Origin of the sequence: Paraburkholderia strydomiana, assembly GCF_046030495.1 — a bacterium.
Classification (GTDB): domain Bacteria; phylum Pseudomonadota; class Gammaproteobacteria; order Burkholderiales; family Burkholderiaceae; genus Paraburkholderia; species Paraburkholderia strydomiana_A.
This window is the reverse complement of sequence record NZ_JAQQCJ010000002.1, coordinates 218,533-233,302: the sequence shown is the minus strand read 5'-3', so window position 1 is coordinate 233,302 and position 14,770 is coordinate 218,533. Positions and strand designations below refer to the sequence as shown.

Annotated in this window: 9 protein-coding genes and 2 pseudogenes; 5 read left to right on the top strand and 6 right to left on the bottom strand. The window is 60.6% G+C overall.

Annotation, left to right across the window (positions count from 1 at the left end; translation table 11 throughout):
* Window positions 1-12: 12 nt before the first annotated feature.
* The 4 genes and pseudogenes from PQQ53_RS04205 to PQQ53_RS04190 form a co-directional block, all read left to right on the top strand.
* Window positions 13-1,131: pseudogene (locus PQQ53_RS04205) on the top strand (alpha-hydroxy acid oxidase); the annotation flags it as partial.
* Window positions 1,132-1,247: 116 nt separating this feature from the next.
* Window positions 1,248-2,660 carry an FAD-binding oxidoreductase gene (locus PQQ53_RS04200; protein ID WP_408152238.1) on the top strand — a complete coding sequence of 471 codons (1,413 nt, stop codon included), beginning with the start codon at window positions 1,248-1,250 and terminating at the stop codon, window positions 2,658-2,660.
* A gap of 213 nt (window positions 2,661-2,873) precedes the next feature.
* Window positions 2,874-3,289, top strand: a pseudogene (locus PQQ53_RS04195) (transposase); the annotation flags it as partial.
* 315 nt (window positions 3,290-3,604) lie between these two features.
* On the top strand, window positions 3,605-4,537 hold the full coding sequence (locus PQQ53_RS04190; protein ID WP_408152237.1) for an MBL fold metallo-hydrolase: 933 nt from the start codon (window positions 3,605-3,607) through the stop codon (window positions 4,535-4,537).
* A gap of 364 nt (window positions 4,538-4,901) precedes the next feature.
* On the opposite strand, the gene PQQ53_RS04185 is transcribed toward PQQ53_RS04190, so the two are convergent.
* Genes PQQ53_RS04185 through phnX form a run of 3 tightly spaced genes read right to left on the bottom strand, consistent with a single transcriptional unit; the run spans window position 4,902 to window position 8,280 of the window.
* Window positions 4,902-6,260 carry an MFS transporter gene (locus PQQ53_RS04185; protein ID WP_408141268.1) on the bottom strand — a complete coding sequence of 453 codons (1,359 nt, stop codon included), beginning with the start codon at window positions 6,258-6,260 and terminating at the stop codon, window positions 4,902-4,904.
* 47 nt (window positions 6,261-6,307) lie between these two features.
* A complete protein-coding gene (psrA, locus tag PQQ53_RS04180; RefSeq protein WP_408152236.1) occupies window positions 6,308-7,432 on the bottom strand; it encodes an iron-containing alcohol dehydrogenase PsrA in 1,125 nt (374 codons plus the stop codon).
* The gene (gene phnX / locus PQQ53_RS04175) at window positions 7,429-8,280 is read right to left on the bottom strand and encodes a phosphonoacetaldehyde hydrolase (protein ID WP_408152235.1); all 852 of its coding nucleotides are present in this window, start codon (window positions 8,278-8,280) and stop codon (window positions 7,429-7,431) included. The genes psrA and phnX overlap by 4 nt, the downstream gene beginning before the upstream one ends.
* Before the next feature lie 161 nt (window positions 8,281-8,441).
* Between phnX and PQQ53_RS04170 the strand changes: the two genes are divergently transcribed.
* On the top strand, window positions 8,442-9,296 hold the full coding sequence (locus PQQ53_RS04170) for a LysR substrate-binding domain-containing protein (protein WP_408141169.1): 855 nt from the start codon (window positions 8,442-8,444) through the stop codon (window positions 9,294-9,296).
* Window positions 9,297-9,402: 106 nt separating this feature from the next.
* Here the strand turns inward: PQQ53_RS04170 and PQQ53_RS04165 are convergent, their stop codons facing one another.
* The 3 genes from PQQ53_RS04165 to PQQ53_RS04155 all read right to left on the bottom strand — a co-directional run bounded on the left by PQQ53_RS04165 (window position 9,403) and on the right by PQQ53_RS04155 (window position 14,235).
* Window positions 9,403-10,875 carry a glycoside hydrolase family 5 protein gene (locus tag PQQ53_RS04165; RefSeq protein ID WP_408152234.1) on the bottom strand — a complete coding sequence of 491 codons (1,473 nt, stop codon included), beginning with the start codon at window positions 10,873-10,875 and terminating at the stop codon, window positions 9,403-9,405.
* Between the two features lie 59 nt (window positions 10,876-10,934).
* Entirely contained in the window at window positions 10,935-12,239 is a 1,305-nt protein-coding gene (locus tag PQQ53_RS04160) for an MFS transporter (RefSeq protein ID WP_408141167.1), read from the bottom strand.
* A 376-nt stretch (window positions 12,240-12,615) separates the two neighbouring features.
* Window positions 12,616-14,235, bottom strand: coding sequence for a glycoside hydrolase family 43 protein (locus PQQ53_RS04155; protein WP_408152233.1), 1,620 nt, complete (start codon window positions 14,233-14,235; stop codon window positions 12,616-12,618).
* Window positions 14,236-14,770: the final 535 nt, after the last annotated feature.

Genomic DNA, 14,770 nt, shown 5'->3' with positions numbered 1-14,770 from the left:
ACCGATCCCGCGATGAGTCTGCTCTATTCGTCCACGCGAGGCTTCGCCAACGTCGCCGACTATCGGCAAGCTGCACGCCGGCGGCTGGCGAAGATCGCCTTCGACTATCTCGACGGCGGTGCCGAGGACGGCCACACGCTGGCGCGCAACCGCTCCGCCTTCGCCGACGTGCATTTCACGCCGCGCGCGATGGTGGACGTCTCGCGCGTCTCGCCCGCCGCGCCGCTTTTCGGCTATGCGGCAGCGGCGCCGATGACCGTCGGGCCGACCGGACTCAACGGGCTCTTCTGGCCGAAAGCCGACGAGCTGCTCGCGCGCGCCGCCATGGCCCGCGGCGTGCCGTTCGCGCTGTCGAGCGCCTCCACTTCGCTGCTCGAAGACGTGCGCGAAGCCGCGCCGCACGGCGAACTATGGATGCAGCTCTACGTACAGAAGGACCGCCGCATCGCCGAGAGCATCATGCGGCGCGCGTCCGAGGCGGGCTACACGGCACTGCTCGTCACGGTCGATACGCCCGTGCACGGCAAGCGCGATCACGACATCCACAACAACTACCGCCTGCCCCTGCCGATCACGCCTCAACTGATCCTGGACCTGCTGCGTCATCCGCACTGGGCCTTGCAGATGGCGCGCCAGGGCACGCCGCAACTCGTCAACCTCGCGAAGAGTCTTGGCGAAGCGCCGGACCTGCAACGTCAGGCGGCGGCGCTCGCGCGCCAGATGGATCTCTCGCTCGCCTGGTCCGACATGGGGTGGCTGCGCAAGCACTGGAAAGGACCGCTCATCGTCAAAGGCATCATGTCCGTCGAGGACGCATGTCTTGCGCGCCAACACGGCGCCGACGGCATCGTGCTCTCCAACCATGGCGGCCGCCAGCTCGAAGGCGCGCACGCGCCGATCGAAGTGCTGCCGGCGGCGGCCGACGCGCTCGGCGATTCGCTGCCCATCCTGCTCGATTCCGGCGTGCGACGCGGTGCCGATATCGTCAAGGCCGTCGCGCTCGGGGCGCGCGGTGTGCTGCTCGGCCGCGCACCGCTTTATGGGCTCGCCGCGCGCGGCGAGGCCGGCGTCAATCATGTCCTTGCGCTGTTGTACGAGGAGATGGTCACCACGATGACCCTGCTCGGTTGCACGGGCATCGACACCCTGCACGAGCGCATTGCCGGTACGCAGCCCGGCACGTCGCGGGGCGCTTCGGCGCCTGCCGTCAAACCGAACGTCACCGTTGTTCCCAGAGCCGTCCAATCATGAATCTGATCGAATCGCTGCGCGACATCGTGGGGCCGGCCGGCCTCATCGACCCCGCCGACGCAGATGCGCTGCTTAACGACTGGCGCGGCCGCTACCATGGCAAGGCCCGCGCGATCGTCAAACCGTCGAGCACGGAACAGATCGCGCAGGTCATGGCGCTGTGCGCCCAACACGACATCTGCGTGGTGCCGCAAGGCGGCAATACCGGTCTCGTGGGCGGTGCGACGCCGTCCGAAGCGGGCGACGCCGTGATCATCAGCCTCGCGCGCATGGCGAAGGTCCGCGAGATCGACATCGGCAACGACACCGTCACCGTCGAAGCCGGCTGCACGCTGCAGCAGATTCAGGAGCTGGCGGCGTCCGTCGATCGTCTGTTTCCGCTCTCGCTCGCGAGCGAGGGCTCGTGCCAGATCGGCGGCAACATCTCTACCAATGCGGGCGGCACCGCTGTGCTGCGCTACGGCAACATGCGCGCGCTCGTGCTCGGGCTCGAAGCCGTGCTGCCCGACGGGCGCATCTGGAACGGCCTGCGCGGGCTGCGCAAGGACAACACCGGCTATGACATGAAGCAGATGTTCATCGGCGCGGAAGGCACGCTCGGCGTCGTCACCGCGGCGGTGCTGAAGCTCTTTCCTGCGCTGCGCGTGCACGCGAGCGCCTGGGTCGCGCTCGAATCCGCCGATGCCGCCATCGACCTGCTGGCGCGCTGCCGCGCCGCCTGCGGCGATGCGCTGACCTCGTTCGAGCTGATGTCGCGCAGCCAGCTCGAGGTCGTCTATCAGGAAGTGCCCGACACGCGCGATCCGCTCGACGGCAGTTCGCCCTGGGTCGTGCTGATCGAACTCGCCGACCCGTCGCACGATGCGCCGCTGCAAACGATGCTCGAGAACGTGATCGGCGCCGCGCTCGAAGACGGCATCGCGCTCGATGCCGCACTGCCCGCGAGCGAAGCGCAGTCCGCCGCGCTGTGGCATATCCGGCATATCGTGTCCGAAGCCAACGTGCGCTTCGGTGTCAGCGTGACGCACGACATCTCCGTGCCCATTTCGCAGATCCCGCAGTGCCTTGCGCAGACCGAGGCGAAGCTGCTCGACGCCGCCCTCGTGGAAGGTGCGCGCTTTCTGTACGTCGGCCACGTGGGCGACGGCAACATTCATTCGATCGTGCTGTTTCCGCATGCGGTATGGGCACAGATTGCCGATCGAGATGCGCGAGTGGATGCCATCGGCAAGATCGTCAATGGCATGGCGGTGCAGTACGGCGGCAGCATCAGTGCGGAGCATGGCATTGGCCGGGCGCATCGCGAAGAGTTGTCACATTACAAGAGCGATGTCGAGCTCGACATGATGCGTGCAGTCAAGCGCGCGCTTGATCCGAAAGGCCGGATGAATCCCGGCAAGCTGCTCTGACTTGCGGCGTATCGCTTTTCTCACGCAACGTTGCGACTACGACGAAAAGCGGCGCGTCGGTTCATTTCACTTCTGATTGAGCCGCTTTTTTCCGCTGCGGTTTGACGGTTCGATGGTCCCAGAGGTGTAAGCAAATAGTGGTGCTTCTCTCACAACTAAGCGGCCTCGTCGCACCTATCCGCAGCGCTGCCCTTCCAGGCAGGTGTCTTCTGTGCCCGTGGAGGTTCCTGGCTCCGCATCGTCACCGACGCCTACGGCACTCCACTCGCGGCAATCCCGACAGGCGCGAACGTCAACGACGTCAGCAATTGGCGCCGCTGATCGACGCGACTCCGCCGGCTAGGGGATTGCGCGGCCATCCACTGCAACACCCGTGCGTGATCTACGCCGATCGCGGCTACGACTCCGAGCGGCATCGCGAGCATCGCACCGAACATGGCAGCGCCCGTGCCAAATATCGGTGGGTTGTTGAACGCACGCATGCCTGGCTGCATCACTTCCCGCGCTTCCGTATTCGTTTCGAGCGCCGTGCTGACATTCACGAGGCCATCCCCAAACTCGGTTGCTGCCTGATCTGCTGGCATACCCTCCGGCACACCGACAGCCCTTATGAAACCGTCTCCAAGTAGCCTAGGCGCTGACGGCGTCGGATAGATCCGTTAATGGAGTGGACGCCTCATGGATGAAGAGTTTCCTACGGAACCGCTAATCACTAAGCCTGTTACTCGCGTCGCATCTCATTGCCTGTCCGTCGTCGATTGTTGTCGTTCGGACAACATGCTGAACACATTCGCAGCGCTACTGGCATTCGCCTCCGCTGACTAGAATCTTTCATACGGTCGGTCGAAACGCGAGCAAAACGAAACGCGCGAAATTCGTGGTCGTGCTCGTGAACCGTGCCGCGCAGTGCGGCTTACCCCACTTAATCAACAGGAGTATTGAAGATGAGCGAAACAACCCGCAATGTGAAGCCGGTTACGGTCAGCCTTGGCAAAGAAGGCTCAGGCGAACTCGTGCCATCCCGCTACGCCGTGCGCGTGGGTGACGTCGACGTCGTGCTTATCAGCGATGGCGTATTGCCGCTGCCGACCTCCACCATGTCCACTAACGTCAGTGAAGCGGACCGCAACGAATGGTTCGACGGTCGTTTCCTGCAACGTGACATGTTCGACTGGGCGCTGAATATCGCGCTCGTGCGCAGTGGCGAACGCCTGATCCTGATCGACTCGGGCGTGGGCGATGGTTTCGAATATTTCACTCGCGCCGGTCAGTCGGTGATGCGCCTGGAATCGGCGGGCATCGACCTGGCTGCGATCACCGACATCGTGATTACGCATATGCACATGGATCACGTCGGTGGGCTGACCGTTGATGGCGTCAAAGCCAGGCTGAGCCCGGACGTGCGGATTCACGTGGCGGCCGCGGAAGTGGAGTTCTGGAAAAATCCGGATTTCAGCAGGACGGTGATGCCGGAAACGGTTCCTCCCGCGCTTCGCAAAGCGGCTGCAAAGTTCGTAAAACTCTACGATGAAAACATCCTGCAGTTCGATCAGACCGTGGAAGTCGCAGCGGGCGTGTCGGCACGCGTGACGGGTGGGCACACGCCGGGGCACTGCGTCGTGGACATCGCATCGAACGGCGAGAAGCTGACGTTCGTAGGCGACGCGATTTTCGAAGTCAACTTCGACAATCCCGAATGGCAAAATGGCTTCGAGCACGATCCTGACGTCGCTGCGGACGTGCGTATCGCGCTGCTCAACGAAGCCGCCGAAACCGGCGCTCTGCTGGCCGCAGCGCATGTCGCGTTCCCGTCCATCGGTCACGTTGCAAAGAACGGTGAAAGCTTCCGTTTTGTGCCTGTGCTTTGGGACTACTGATTGATTATCGACTATCAATCATCGTCGTCCGGATTGCACTGACAATTGTCGGAAAAAACGCCACGAGTTCACAAGACTCGCGGCGTTTTTTTGCAAACGATCACTCGCCCGCGAAACTGAGTTCGCTCGAACGCATGTGCACGTTCATTCAGCCCCTGTCGCGGCCGCTGTCTTATACGCAGGTGTCGGACCTCGCCGGCACAAGCGATGATCCAGGTGCGAATGTGGCGGCAACGGCCATTTCAGGGTGGTGTCTTGGCTGGTTCATACCGCCAGTACCGCTAAGGTTGTTCAAGGACGAAGGCATCGTGGCTGGGGCGGTTGAGCGAAGCGGCTGGCTCACCGACCGCCTCATCCGGATTTCCTACTGCAATGCACCGGCAATAACCTGCCCGCTCCCCGTTTCCAGCGAGACATTGCGTGTCTCGTTCCCACGAATCCACCAGTACGCAGCCGCAATCGGCCCCGGCAACGCTAGCACCAGCAGCGCAATCAGTGCCGACGACGGCGTGCCCGAACTCGCATACGCATTCGTCAGCATCAGCGGTGCCACGACCGCGCCGACGCGTCCCACGGCCACGGAAACACCTAACCCCGTCGCCCGCACACGAGTCGGTAGAATTTCGGACGAGACGACGTAGCCGGAAATATAGGCCCATGTCACGCCGAACTGGATCATGCAATAGCCGATCACCATGCCGGGCAGCGAACTTGTGCCGTAGATAACGAGAATCGACAACGTCGTGAACGTGTAGCTGACGAACAGCGATGCGCGCCGCCCCCAACGCTCGACCAGTACCGAGGCGGTCACGCCGCCCATCAGCGCCGCTGCGTTGCCGTACATGTAGTAGAGCGGCATATCGCCGGCCGGCACTTTCATGAACGGCAGAATCACCAGAGCCATCAGCGAAAGCACCCCATATACAACGGCCGCCTGCGAGAAATTGAATGCGCTGGCCACCAGGCAGCGTCCTCGATATTCGCCAAAGAGCGCCCGCACGTTGCGCCAGAACGCGGCCTGTTCAGGCATGAATCCGACCGAGGGATAACGTCGCCCCGCTTGCGCTGCCTGCTCCGGCGAAGCACTGCTCACAATCTGATCGACGACTGCTTCCGCTTCTTTCACGCGGCCTTGTTGCAGCAACCAGCGCGGCGACTCCGGAATCACTCTGCGAATCCAGAAGAACAGCAATGCCATCGTCGTTCCGAGACCGAAGCCGACCCGCCACGATATGTCGGCTGGCAGGTTGTTCAGCACCAGATACGACACAGCGGCCGACAGCAGCGCACCGAGCGGAAAGCCCGACAGAATCAGCGAATCGGTTTTGCCGCGATGCCGCTTTGGAACGAATTCGCCCATCGTCGCGGTGACGGCCGAATATTCGCCGCCTACGGCCAACGCGGTCATCGCGCGAAAGAACAGGAACGAGTCGAAGTTCCATGAGAACACGGTCATCACGCTGAACGCGGCGTACCAGAGCAACGTGGCGAGAAAGAGCCGCTTGCGGCCAAACCGGTCGGCCAGATAACCGAAGCCGATCGCCCCCACCAGCATCCCGAACACCCACACGCTGACGGCGATGGAGCCCTGCCCGGCGCTCAAATGCCACTGCATCTTCAAAACGCCGAATACGCTGCCGATGATATTGGTCTCGAACGAATCGAGCGCCCAGCCAACGCCCAATGCGACGATCAGCAAGGTATGAAAGCGAGTCCACGGCATGTTGTCGAGACGCGCGAGCGCGTCGGTTTGCGTCGTGTTTCTAGAGTTCACGATGGTTCCTTGAGCAACATCGGTTCGAAATCGAAAGAGGGAAAGCGGGCACGCGAGCCAATGAAATTCCGACCGCGTGCGCCGTCGAATGCTTCGTCGACAATGCCGGTCCATTCGGCTGACGCCAGACCGTAAGCGGCCGGGTGCGTATCGACGTCCAGCAGTCGCAGGAATTCGGTGAGACGTTGCGGCGCATGTTCCAGCGAGCCGAAAATTGCTCCGAGCGCGGCGTCGCACGCCGGATCGGCGCCGATAGCAGCCTGCATCACGGCGGGCAGACAGAACGAACATGCAAGACCGTGCGGCACGCCGTGGCCGAGGGTGATTGCATACGAAATGTTGTGTGCGAGCGCGGTCCGCGTATTCGAGAACGCGAGACCCGCCCGCAACGCACCGAGCGCCATCTGGCTACGGGCGTCGAGATTCGTGGGCGCGGCGGCGACTTGCGGCAGCGCGGCGATGATTTCGCGCGCGGCTTCGACAGCGAGGCCGCGCGTGACCGGATTGGCATGCACGTTCCACAGACTTTCGAGTGCATGCGACAACGCGTCGAGTCCGCTCGCCACGGTCTGCACGCGCGGCAGGCCGACCACGAGGCGCGGATCGACCAGCACCGCCTCCGGGTACAGGTCGTCACGTGACAACGACAGCTTGCGGTCGTTCTCCGGGTCCCACACGGTGGCCCACGACGTGACTTCGCTACCCGTGCCGGACGTGGTAGGAACGGCGATGATCGGCAACGCGCGGCGGCCGGTTTCGCGCCCTTGCGTCAGATACGCGAGCATTGGCTCGAACTCGCCGTGTTCGGCGGCCAGCACTTTCGCCGAATCCATCACCGAGCCACCGCCCAACGCGACCAGCACCTCGGGCAATTGAGGCAATGCGGCGAGTTGCGCGCACGCGGCGCGCAGCATTGAAATGGAGGGATTCGCTTCGACGTTGTCGATACACGCGAGCGCGGGACCTGCAATCGCTTCGATCCGCTGCGTCACCGCGCGGAATGGCGCGTCGTGGTAGGTGACGACCGCGTAACTGCGGCCGTTCAGCAGCGTACCGATTTCGTTTAACGTATCGACGCCGAGACGCAGCCGCACGGGGTTATGAAAGCTCCACGTTTTCACGTTTTTTCTCCTGCGGCGAGACGCATTTCGATCGCATCGATCACTGGCAGCAGATCGGCAATACTGTCGATCACGTAGTGCGCGCCAGTTCGCGCGAGACGCTGACGCGCGGGTTCGATCCGCGTGCGTCGGCCGTCATCATCGAGCGACTGCCAGTCGGCCAGCGAGAGGCCCACTTCGTTGCCGCTCGCCGCAATGCCGACGGTCCACATGCCGGCCGCGAGACCGGATTCGAGACCGGTTGGGCTATCGTCGACGACCACGCACGCGCGCACGTCGGGCGCACCGAGCGCCAACGCGTTGTCGAGGCACATGTCGGGAAACGGGCGTCCGCGCGACACTTCGCTGACGGTGCAGCAATGGTCCGGGCGATAGCCTTTGTCGCTCGCAATCGGCAGCAGGTTGTTCATCACCTCGCGCGGATAGCCGGTTGTGCTGCCGATGCGGATGCCGCGTGCGCGCAGCGCTGCCAGCGAATCGAGCGCGCCCGGAATCAGGTCGCTATAGCGCGCTACGTTGCGCTCGTCGACGCGCAGGAATTCGGCGTACAGCGCGTCGACGTCGCCATCATTCGATTGCGCGCCGTGACGCGCTTTCCAGCGCAACTGCACGTCGGGCATCCGCAGAATCGCGACGATGTGTTCGCGTTTGGCCGCACCCATCGGCGCGCGCGCCTCGGCTTCGGAGATCGGCACGCCGGCCGACGCGAAGCACTGACGAAATGCATCGACTGGCGCCATGCAGCCGAAGTCGAGCACGGTGCCGGCCCAGTCGAAAATTGCGGTCGTGACGGGGCCGCGATACGTGCGCCCGTATGAGTAGGCGGTTTGAAAGGGGGATAGCTGCATCGTGTTCATGACCCGAAAAGTGGCGAGGTGTCGATGAACACAGCTTAGTTTTGTCACATGACGCACCTATGATCGAATCACCCGATTAATTACTGGGTTTCAACCGATTTTTTCGATGGATCGCCTGGGACAATATTTGCGATGAATTCGCCTATCCGCCTATGACACTCGTTCAGTTGCGCAGCTTTATCGCAGTCGTCCAGCACGGCGGCTTCACGGCCGCGGCGCGCGCACTGTCGATCAGTCAGACGACGATCACGTCGCAGATTCAGGCGCTCGAGGAAGAACACGGGATCGAACTGTTCCACCGGCGTGGCCGGCGTGTCGAGTTATCGGCAGTCGGCATGGACCTGTTGCCGATCGCGCGGCAGATCAGCGGCCTCGAAGCCGACGCCAATTCGATGCTGCACGACAGTGGCACGCTCAAGCATGGCTCGCTGAAGATCGGCGCGGTCGGCCCGTTTCACGTGACGGAAATGATCGAGTCGTATCACGCGCTATATCCGCATATGCATCTCGCCGTTACGCTCGGCAATTCGGAGGCCGTGTTACACGACCTGAACGACTATGCGTGCGATGTCGGTGTGATTGCCAGCGTGTTCGACGACGAGCGTTATCACATGCAACCGTATGCGCGATATCCGGTCATAGCGTTCGTCAATTGCGCACACAAGCTCGCCTCTCGCGACACGATCACCCTCGACGAACTCGCTGCCGAGCCGCTATTGATGCGCGAACCCGGCTCGACAACGCGCAAGGCGCTCGAAACCGCCTTTATCGATGCGGGATTGAATCCGCGCACGGCAATGGAGATAGGCAGCCGTGAAGCGTTGCGCGAGGCCGTTGCGCGTGGGTTGGGTGTGGGGACGGTGTCGCAATCCGAATACGTTCCCGATGACAGGCTGCGGCCGTTGCGGATCGACGGAGATCCGGTTAGCACACACATTCACGTGTGCTGCTTGCGGGAGCGGCGCGATAGCGTACTGGTATCGTCGTTTTTTAAGGCGCTGAAATAATCCCGGTAGCGGCGCGTGAAATCACAGGAGGACCGCACGACATCTGAGCCTTGTACTTGCTGCAATACTAGCGGCGTCGAACCACATCGACGCCGGGACAGCCACATCAGGCGGGGTACGCCATATATTTCTTCAAGATAGGGGTGAGCCCCTCGTTCGGCCTGCATTGCTCACGCGAAAAGGACATCAAGATATGGTCAATCTGACTTTCCGAGAGTCCCTTGAATAGTTTCGCGTAAGCCGGCTGCATCAGGCCACCGACGAAGAAGCACATCAGATTTTGGCTGAGACAACGACGGGTGTACGCCTGTGACTGCTCTTCATCGCCGATGATGGCCCGAATCTGGTCGGCCAGCTGGACAGCCGCGTCCTTGACTGGCGTCATTGGCAACCAGTGCATCCAGTCATCGGTACCGATCATTTCCTTCTTGCGAATGAGATCGCCAACAAGCTGCATGTACGGGGAATCCGGATCGACCGTGAGCATGCCCATGACTCCGACGTCCTTGTAGTTCCATGTCGTCCAATGGGCACCGTGGCGCTCAAGAATGGAGATCTGATCATCCATCGCGCGCAACCGGTCAGGAATTTCTTCCGTTGCACCGTTGTAAGCAGAGCCGAATTCCCCAACCCAGAGCGGCACACCGTGCTTTTGCGTGAACACCGTACCCTCGTGATCGAGGAATGTTCGCTCCTGTCGCGCAAGATCCCAGAATTCGGTCAATTCCTCCGTCCTGGCGGACTGTGACTGGATAACGCCGGGATAGGAGCCCGGCCCGAATCCGCACGACGTATAGTTGTGGCTGCTATACACGAGATTATCGGCAAACGGCGCGTCCATGCCCGCGAACAGCTGTGAGTAGCAGTCGCCTTCGAGAAAGATAATGTGCTTCGCGTCTATCTCGCGTACCGCCGTAACCGCCCGCTTGTAAAGCGCATTAAAGCGCGCCCAGTCAGGCTGGTAGTTCCTGTAGATGTTCCACGGCTGATCCCCCCTGTAGTTATTGACGCACGGTTCGTTCATCAGGTTGTAGCCGGCAACCACCGCTTCGTCCCGATAGCGGCGCGCAAACTCCTGCCACAGCGCGATGAAGCGGTCCTGATAATGCGCGCTCTCCCAAAACAGATTGATGCGGGAGGCGTTGTCCGAGTGCCAATGGACGTTTTGCCATCCGGCAACTGCGTGCAAATCGAGAATGGCATAAACACCGTGCCTCTCGCACCATTTGAGCACCTGATTCAGACGGGCAAAGCCCTTTTCATTGTATTGAAAGGGCGCACTCTCATCCTCGAAGTGACGGAAATTCAGCGGAAGGCGGACTACTGTCGCGCCCATACGCTTGAGGTAGATGACGTCGCTCTCGTTAAAGAAATGATCGAGCAGACGCTCGAAAAAGAATTCTGCCTTGGCGACGCCCAAAACTGACTTCATTTCGGCGCGGAGTGTATGTTCCGCTCCCGGGTAGCCGTTAATGAAGTCCTCCATATTCATCCAGCCGCCCGGACAGGTTCCTCTGAGGCGGACCCTCTCTCCTTTAGCATCGATGATCTGATTTCCGGTGACGCTCAAAAAATCCATGTCCAGCCCTTATGTAGAGGTAAAGGTTGTTACGCCAGGCTCTCACTGGTCGACTACGCCTACTGCTTCAGAAGCGCCGGACTGGTTTCCGGCGCGTGCGCTGGTGGAATGATCTGGTCTAGTTTGACGCGAACAAACGTCCACAGCACAGCCGCACCCACCAGATCAAATACGGCCAGAAGAATGAAAATCGGCTTGTAGCCAACATGACTGACCACTGCTCCAACGACCAACGTAAAGCAGAATTGACCGATGGCGCTCACGGTCCCCACGCAACCAGTCACGGTTGCAACCTCGTTTTTTCGAAACAGGTCGCTCGACATGGTGATAACAGTCACCGATAACGTCTGGTGAGCAAAACCGCCCAGACATAGCAGCGCGATGGCCGTCAAGGGATGCTCAACAAATCCGACGAGCGGCACGGGCAACATCATCGCAGCACCGAAGGTGAAGACGCACCGTCGGGCGTTGACCACACTCATCCCGGTATATTTAAGCAGTGCTGCGACGAGTGCCCCGCCAAAAACGCTGCCGATATCCGCTGCAAGGAATGGTAGCCATGCAAACAGGGCGATCTGCTTCAGATCCATATGCCGTACCGTACTCAGATAGAGCGGAAGCCAGAAGCTGAGCGTGATCCACGTCGGATCAGCGAGGAATCGCGGCAAGGCGATGCCCCAGAAATTGCGTTGACTGATGATTGAATAGATGGACGGTCGTGCCGCGCTCGCCTGCAAATGCTTTTCCTGACCGGAAAGTATGTATTCCTTCTCGCGAGAGGAAATGGCGCGGTGCTTCTCCGGCGAGTCATAGAGCCACAGCCACAGGGCCAACCATATGAAGCCGAGTCCACCAGTGAGCACGAAGGCGAATTGCCAGTTGTAGAACAGCGTTGCCCAGACGACGAGCGGCGGCGCGAGCATCGAACCCAACGACGCACCAATGTTATAGATGCCGCCCGCGAGGCCCCGCTCCTTCGCGGGGAACCACTGCGATGTGGCCTTCATCCCCGCAGGATGGACCGCCCCCTCGGGCAAGCCGAGAAGCCCCCGCGCCACTGCCAGGCCCTGCCACGAGTGGACCAAACCATGAGACATGGTGATGACCGACCACGCGAAGCAGAAGAGCGCAAAGCCCGCCTTCAGCCCGATCACATCGATGACATAACCGGTGATTGGCTGCAAAGCGTTCGTGGCGGTAAAGGCACTCAGCACATAAGAGTATTGCTGCGCGGTCAAGTGCAACTGCGTGGTGAGCGTTGGAGCGGTGACCGCAAGCGTGCTTCGGGTCAGGAAATTCAGGCATGAAGCGAGCATGATGGTCCCGATGATCCACCATCTCAGACCGATGATTTTGCGTGTCACTTCGTCTCCTTGATTGTATTTTGGAACGTTAATGCGTGATTGCCGCAAAAATAGCAAAGCCTTCAATTGGTCCGGTGACAACGAGTGACGGTGCAAAGGCTCGTCAAGTTTTCGTGAAGCTGTTCACGTTCTCGTATTTTTCGCAGCCGGAATGGTTCAAAGGTTTCTGTGAGGTGAAAGACCCGAGCGCACTGCGCAGGTGCTGCCGGACACGGCAGGAAGTCACGCCCGGACAAGCAGCCGGTAACAGGGAATTCGTCGACGCCGTGCTATGGGTTGCCCACACGACTGTCCCTGACTGGCGACCTCGCAGATCGGCACGAAGCCGCCGATGCGAGGTTCACGGGCTCATTGCAAAATTGCGGGGACTCAATCCCTACCCCGGCAACTGGCGATACGAGAAAAGTCTAAAGTCAGCCGGCTCACGGAAGCCGAGCATGTCGTTGACCGTGATCCCCACGAAAGCCCCCGTGAAACCAATGGGAGTCGCATATTCATCGCTTAGCCTGGTGAAATCCTTTTCCACGCCGACCTCTATCCAGGCGCCCTCGTCCGAGCGATAGGAGAAGCGCAGTTTCGTGTTCTCCACGCGCACCCGCAAGCTGGTCTCGCAGCCTTCCGGCAGGACGGCAAGGCGATTGTCATAGGCGAAGCTGCCCGCATCCATCTCCATGTAGGAGAGGATTTTCGTACCGTCGTCGTCGCGGGTGATGAACAGGTAGTGGAACGTGCTCTCGTCGTATCGCGCCATCAGTCCGGCCATGTGCAGATACGAGCTGGGCGAGAACTCCAGCGTCGTTTCGACTTCGAATTGCCAGTCACGCACGCGGCACGCCAACAGGCTTTGATGAAAGCGCGACGTCGGCGACTCCTGGCCACGTATGCGCAGGTAGCCGGGGCGTTCCTTCAGGTTGCACCAGGTGTCGCTCTTCGGCGCTCGCAGACTCTGCAGTTCCAGAGGCAGCGTGGCGCAGTGGTTGAAATCGATATGCCAGCTGCTATCGAGGTTCTGCTCGACGTCGGAATCGACCGTGAAGGACTCCGATGGAATCACACCCGCGCCGCTGAGACAAGGCCATTCGTTGCGCCACTCAATCGACGCAATACAGGTCTCCCGGCCTAGCGGTGAGCGCTTCGTCTGCGCGTCGATCGGCCGGGAACCGAGGTACGTCATATACCACTGGCCATGCGGACCTTCGACCAGATTGCCGTGACCGGTACGCTGGATTCGTCCGCTTGCCTCGCGCGAGGTCAGCATGGGCGTTTCTGGATGAAACTCGTAGGGCCCGAAAATATTGCGCGACCTGGACACGCAGGTCGCATGGGTATAGCCCGTCCCGCCTTCCGCGGTGATGAGGTAATACCACTCTCCCTTCTTCATCAGATGCGGGGCTTCGTAGATCTGGCACTTCATGAAGTAATCGGTCTTCAGATTCGCTCCTTTGTAGATGACACGCTCTTCGCCGACCAGCCTCTGCTCCTCCACCGAGTACTCGCGCAGAATGATGCCCGCGAAAAGATCCGCGTGGATGCCCCTGAAATCGCGGCGAATATACGCCAGCCACTTCTTGCCCGTTTCATCGTGAAACAGCGACGGGTCGTATCCGCCTGACACGAGATGCACTGGCTCCGACCACGGGCCGGTAATGTCAGGGGCCGTCACGAGATAGTTGTGCATGTCGCGCAGCGGCGAAATCTTCTGTTCGCCTTTCCATGCCTTCGTGTCGGTATAGACGAGCCAGTAGAGGCCATCGTGATACGACAAGGCTGGCGCCCAGATGCCGCCGGAAGGTTGTTCGCCAATGAGGTTCAGCTGCGAAAGTCGGTCCAGTGGCGTGGCCTTGAGCTCCCAGTTGACGAAGTCTTTCGATTCGTAGATCAGAACGCCCGGATACCATTCGAACGTCGATACGGCGATGTACCACGCGTCTTTACCGCGACACACACAGGGATCTGGATTGAAGCCGCGCAGAACAGGGTTTTGAATAATGCTCATCAGAGAGGGGGTTTCTGAAGTGATCGGGCTTTGATTTGCCGGATTTTAGTTACCGGTAACAATTTTTACTGTAGCACACGACTTTGCGGGCGTTCAAGCAAGACGATGAGAGGGTATTCCCTCACTTGCGGCGGTCGCCTCGCGGGAGTGAGCAGCACTTTTTCAGAAGCGTGCTACGTCACGCTTACAGAAAATTCGCGGTAGATGTGCAGACATTTCTCAAAGGCGCGAAGTTTGAATATCCGAGTTCGCGATACACAACTTGCCGGGCTCCGGCAATGCGATTGAATGTGAGGAGACGCAGCGTGTCGGAAGCGCGACTGATATGCCTGGCAGATTGATTTGTGAGGGAGGGGCCGCCGGGGCGCGCTCTGGATACGACGTCGAAGACATTGCAGCCCTTCGCGCGACTGCCGCGTCTATTACAAATTGCTTGCGTGGCACTCTGCGGATTTGTCCGCCGCGCGAGCGCGGCCCGCGTCGATATCAAGGTGCCTGGCGATTGTCGCGCACTACCCTACGACGCCGACTGATC

Bases quoted from the DNA above. Each gene is read 5' to 3' on its own strand.
- PQQ53_RS04200 (WP_408152238.1), top strand. From the start codon at position 1,248: ATGAATCTGATCGAATCGCTGCGCGACATCGTGGGGCCGGCCGGCCTC.
- PQQ53_RS04190 (WP_408152237.1), top strand. From the start codon at position 3,605: ATGAGCGAAACAACCCGCAATGTGAAGCCGGTTACGGTCAGCCTTGGC.
- PQQ53_RS04185 (WP_408141268.1), bottom strand. From the start codon at position 6,260: ATGCCGTGGACTCGCTTTCATACCTTGCTGATCGTCGCATTGGGCGTT.
- phnX (WP_408152235.1), bottom strand. From the start codon at position 8,280: ATGCAGCTATCCCCCTTTCAAACCGCCTACTCATACGGGCGCACGTAT.
- PQQ53_RS04170 (WP_408141169.1), top strand. From the start codon at position 8,442: ATGACACTCGTTCAGTTGCGCAGCTTTATCGCAGTCGTCCAGCACGGC.
- PQQ53_RS04165 (WP_408152234.1), bottom strand. From the start codon at position 10,875: ATGGATTTTTTGAGCGTCACCGGAAATCAGATCATCGATGCTAAAGGA.
- PQQ53_RS04155 (WP_408152233.1), bottom strand. From the start codon at position 14,235: ATGAGCATTATTCAAAACCCTGTTCTGCGCGGCTTCAATCCAGATCCC.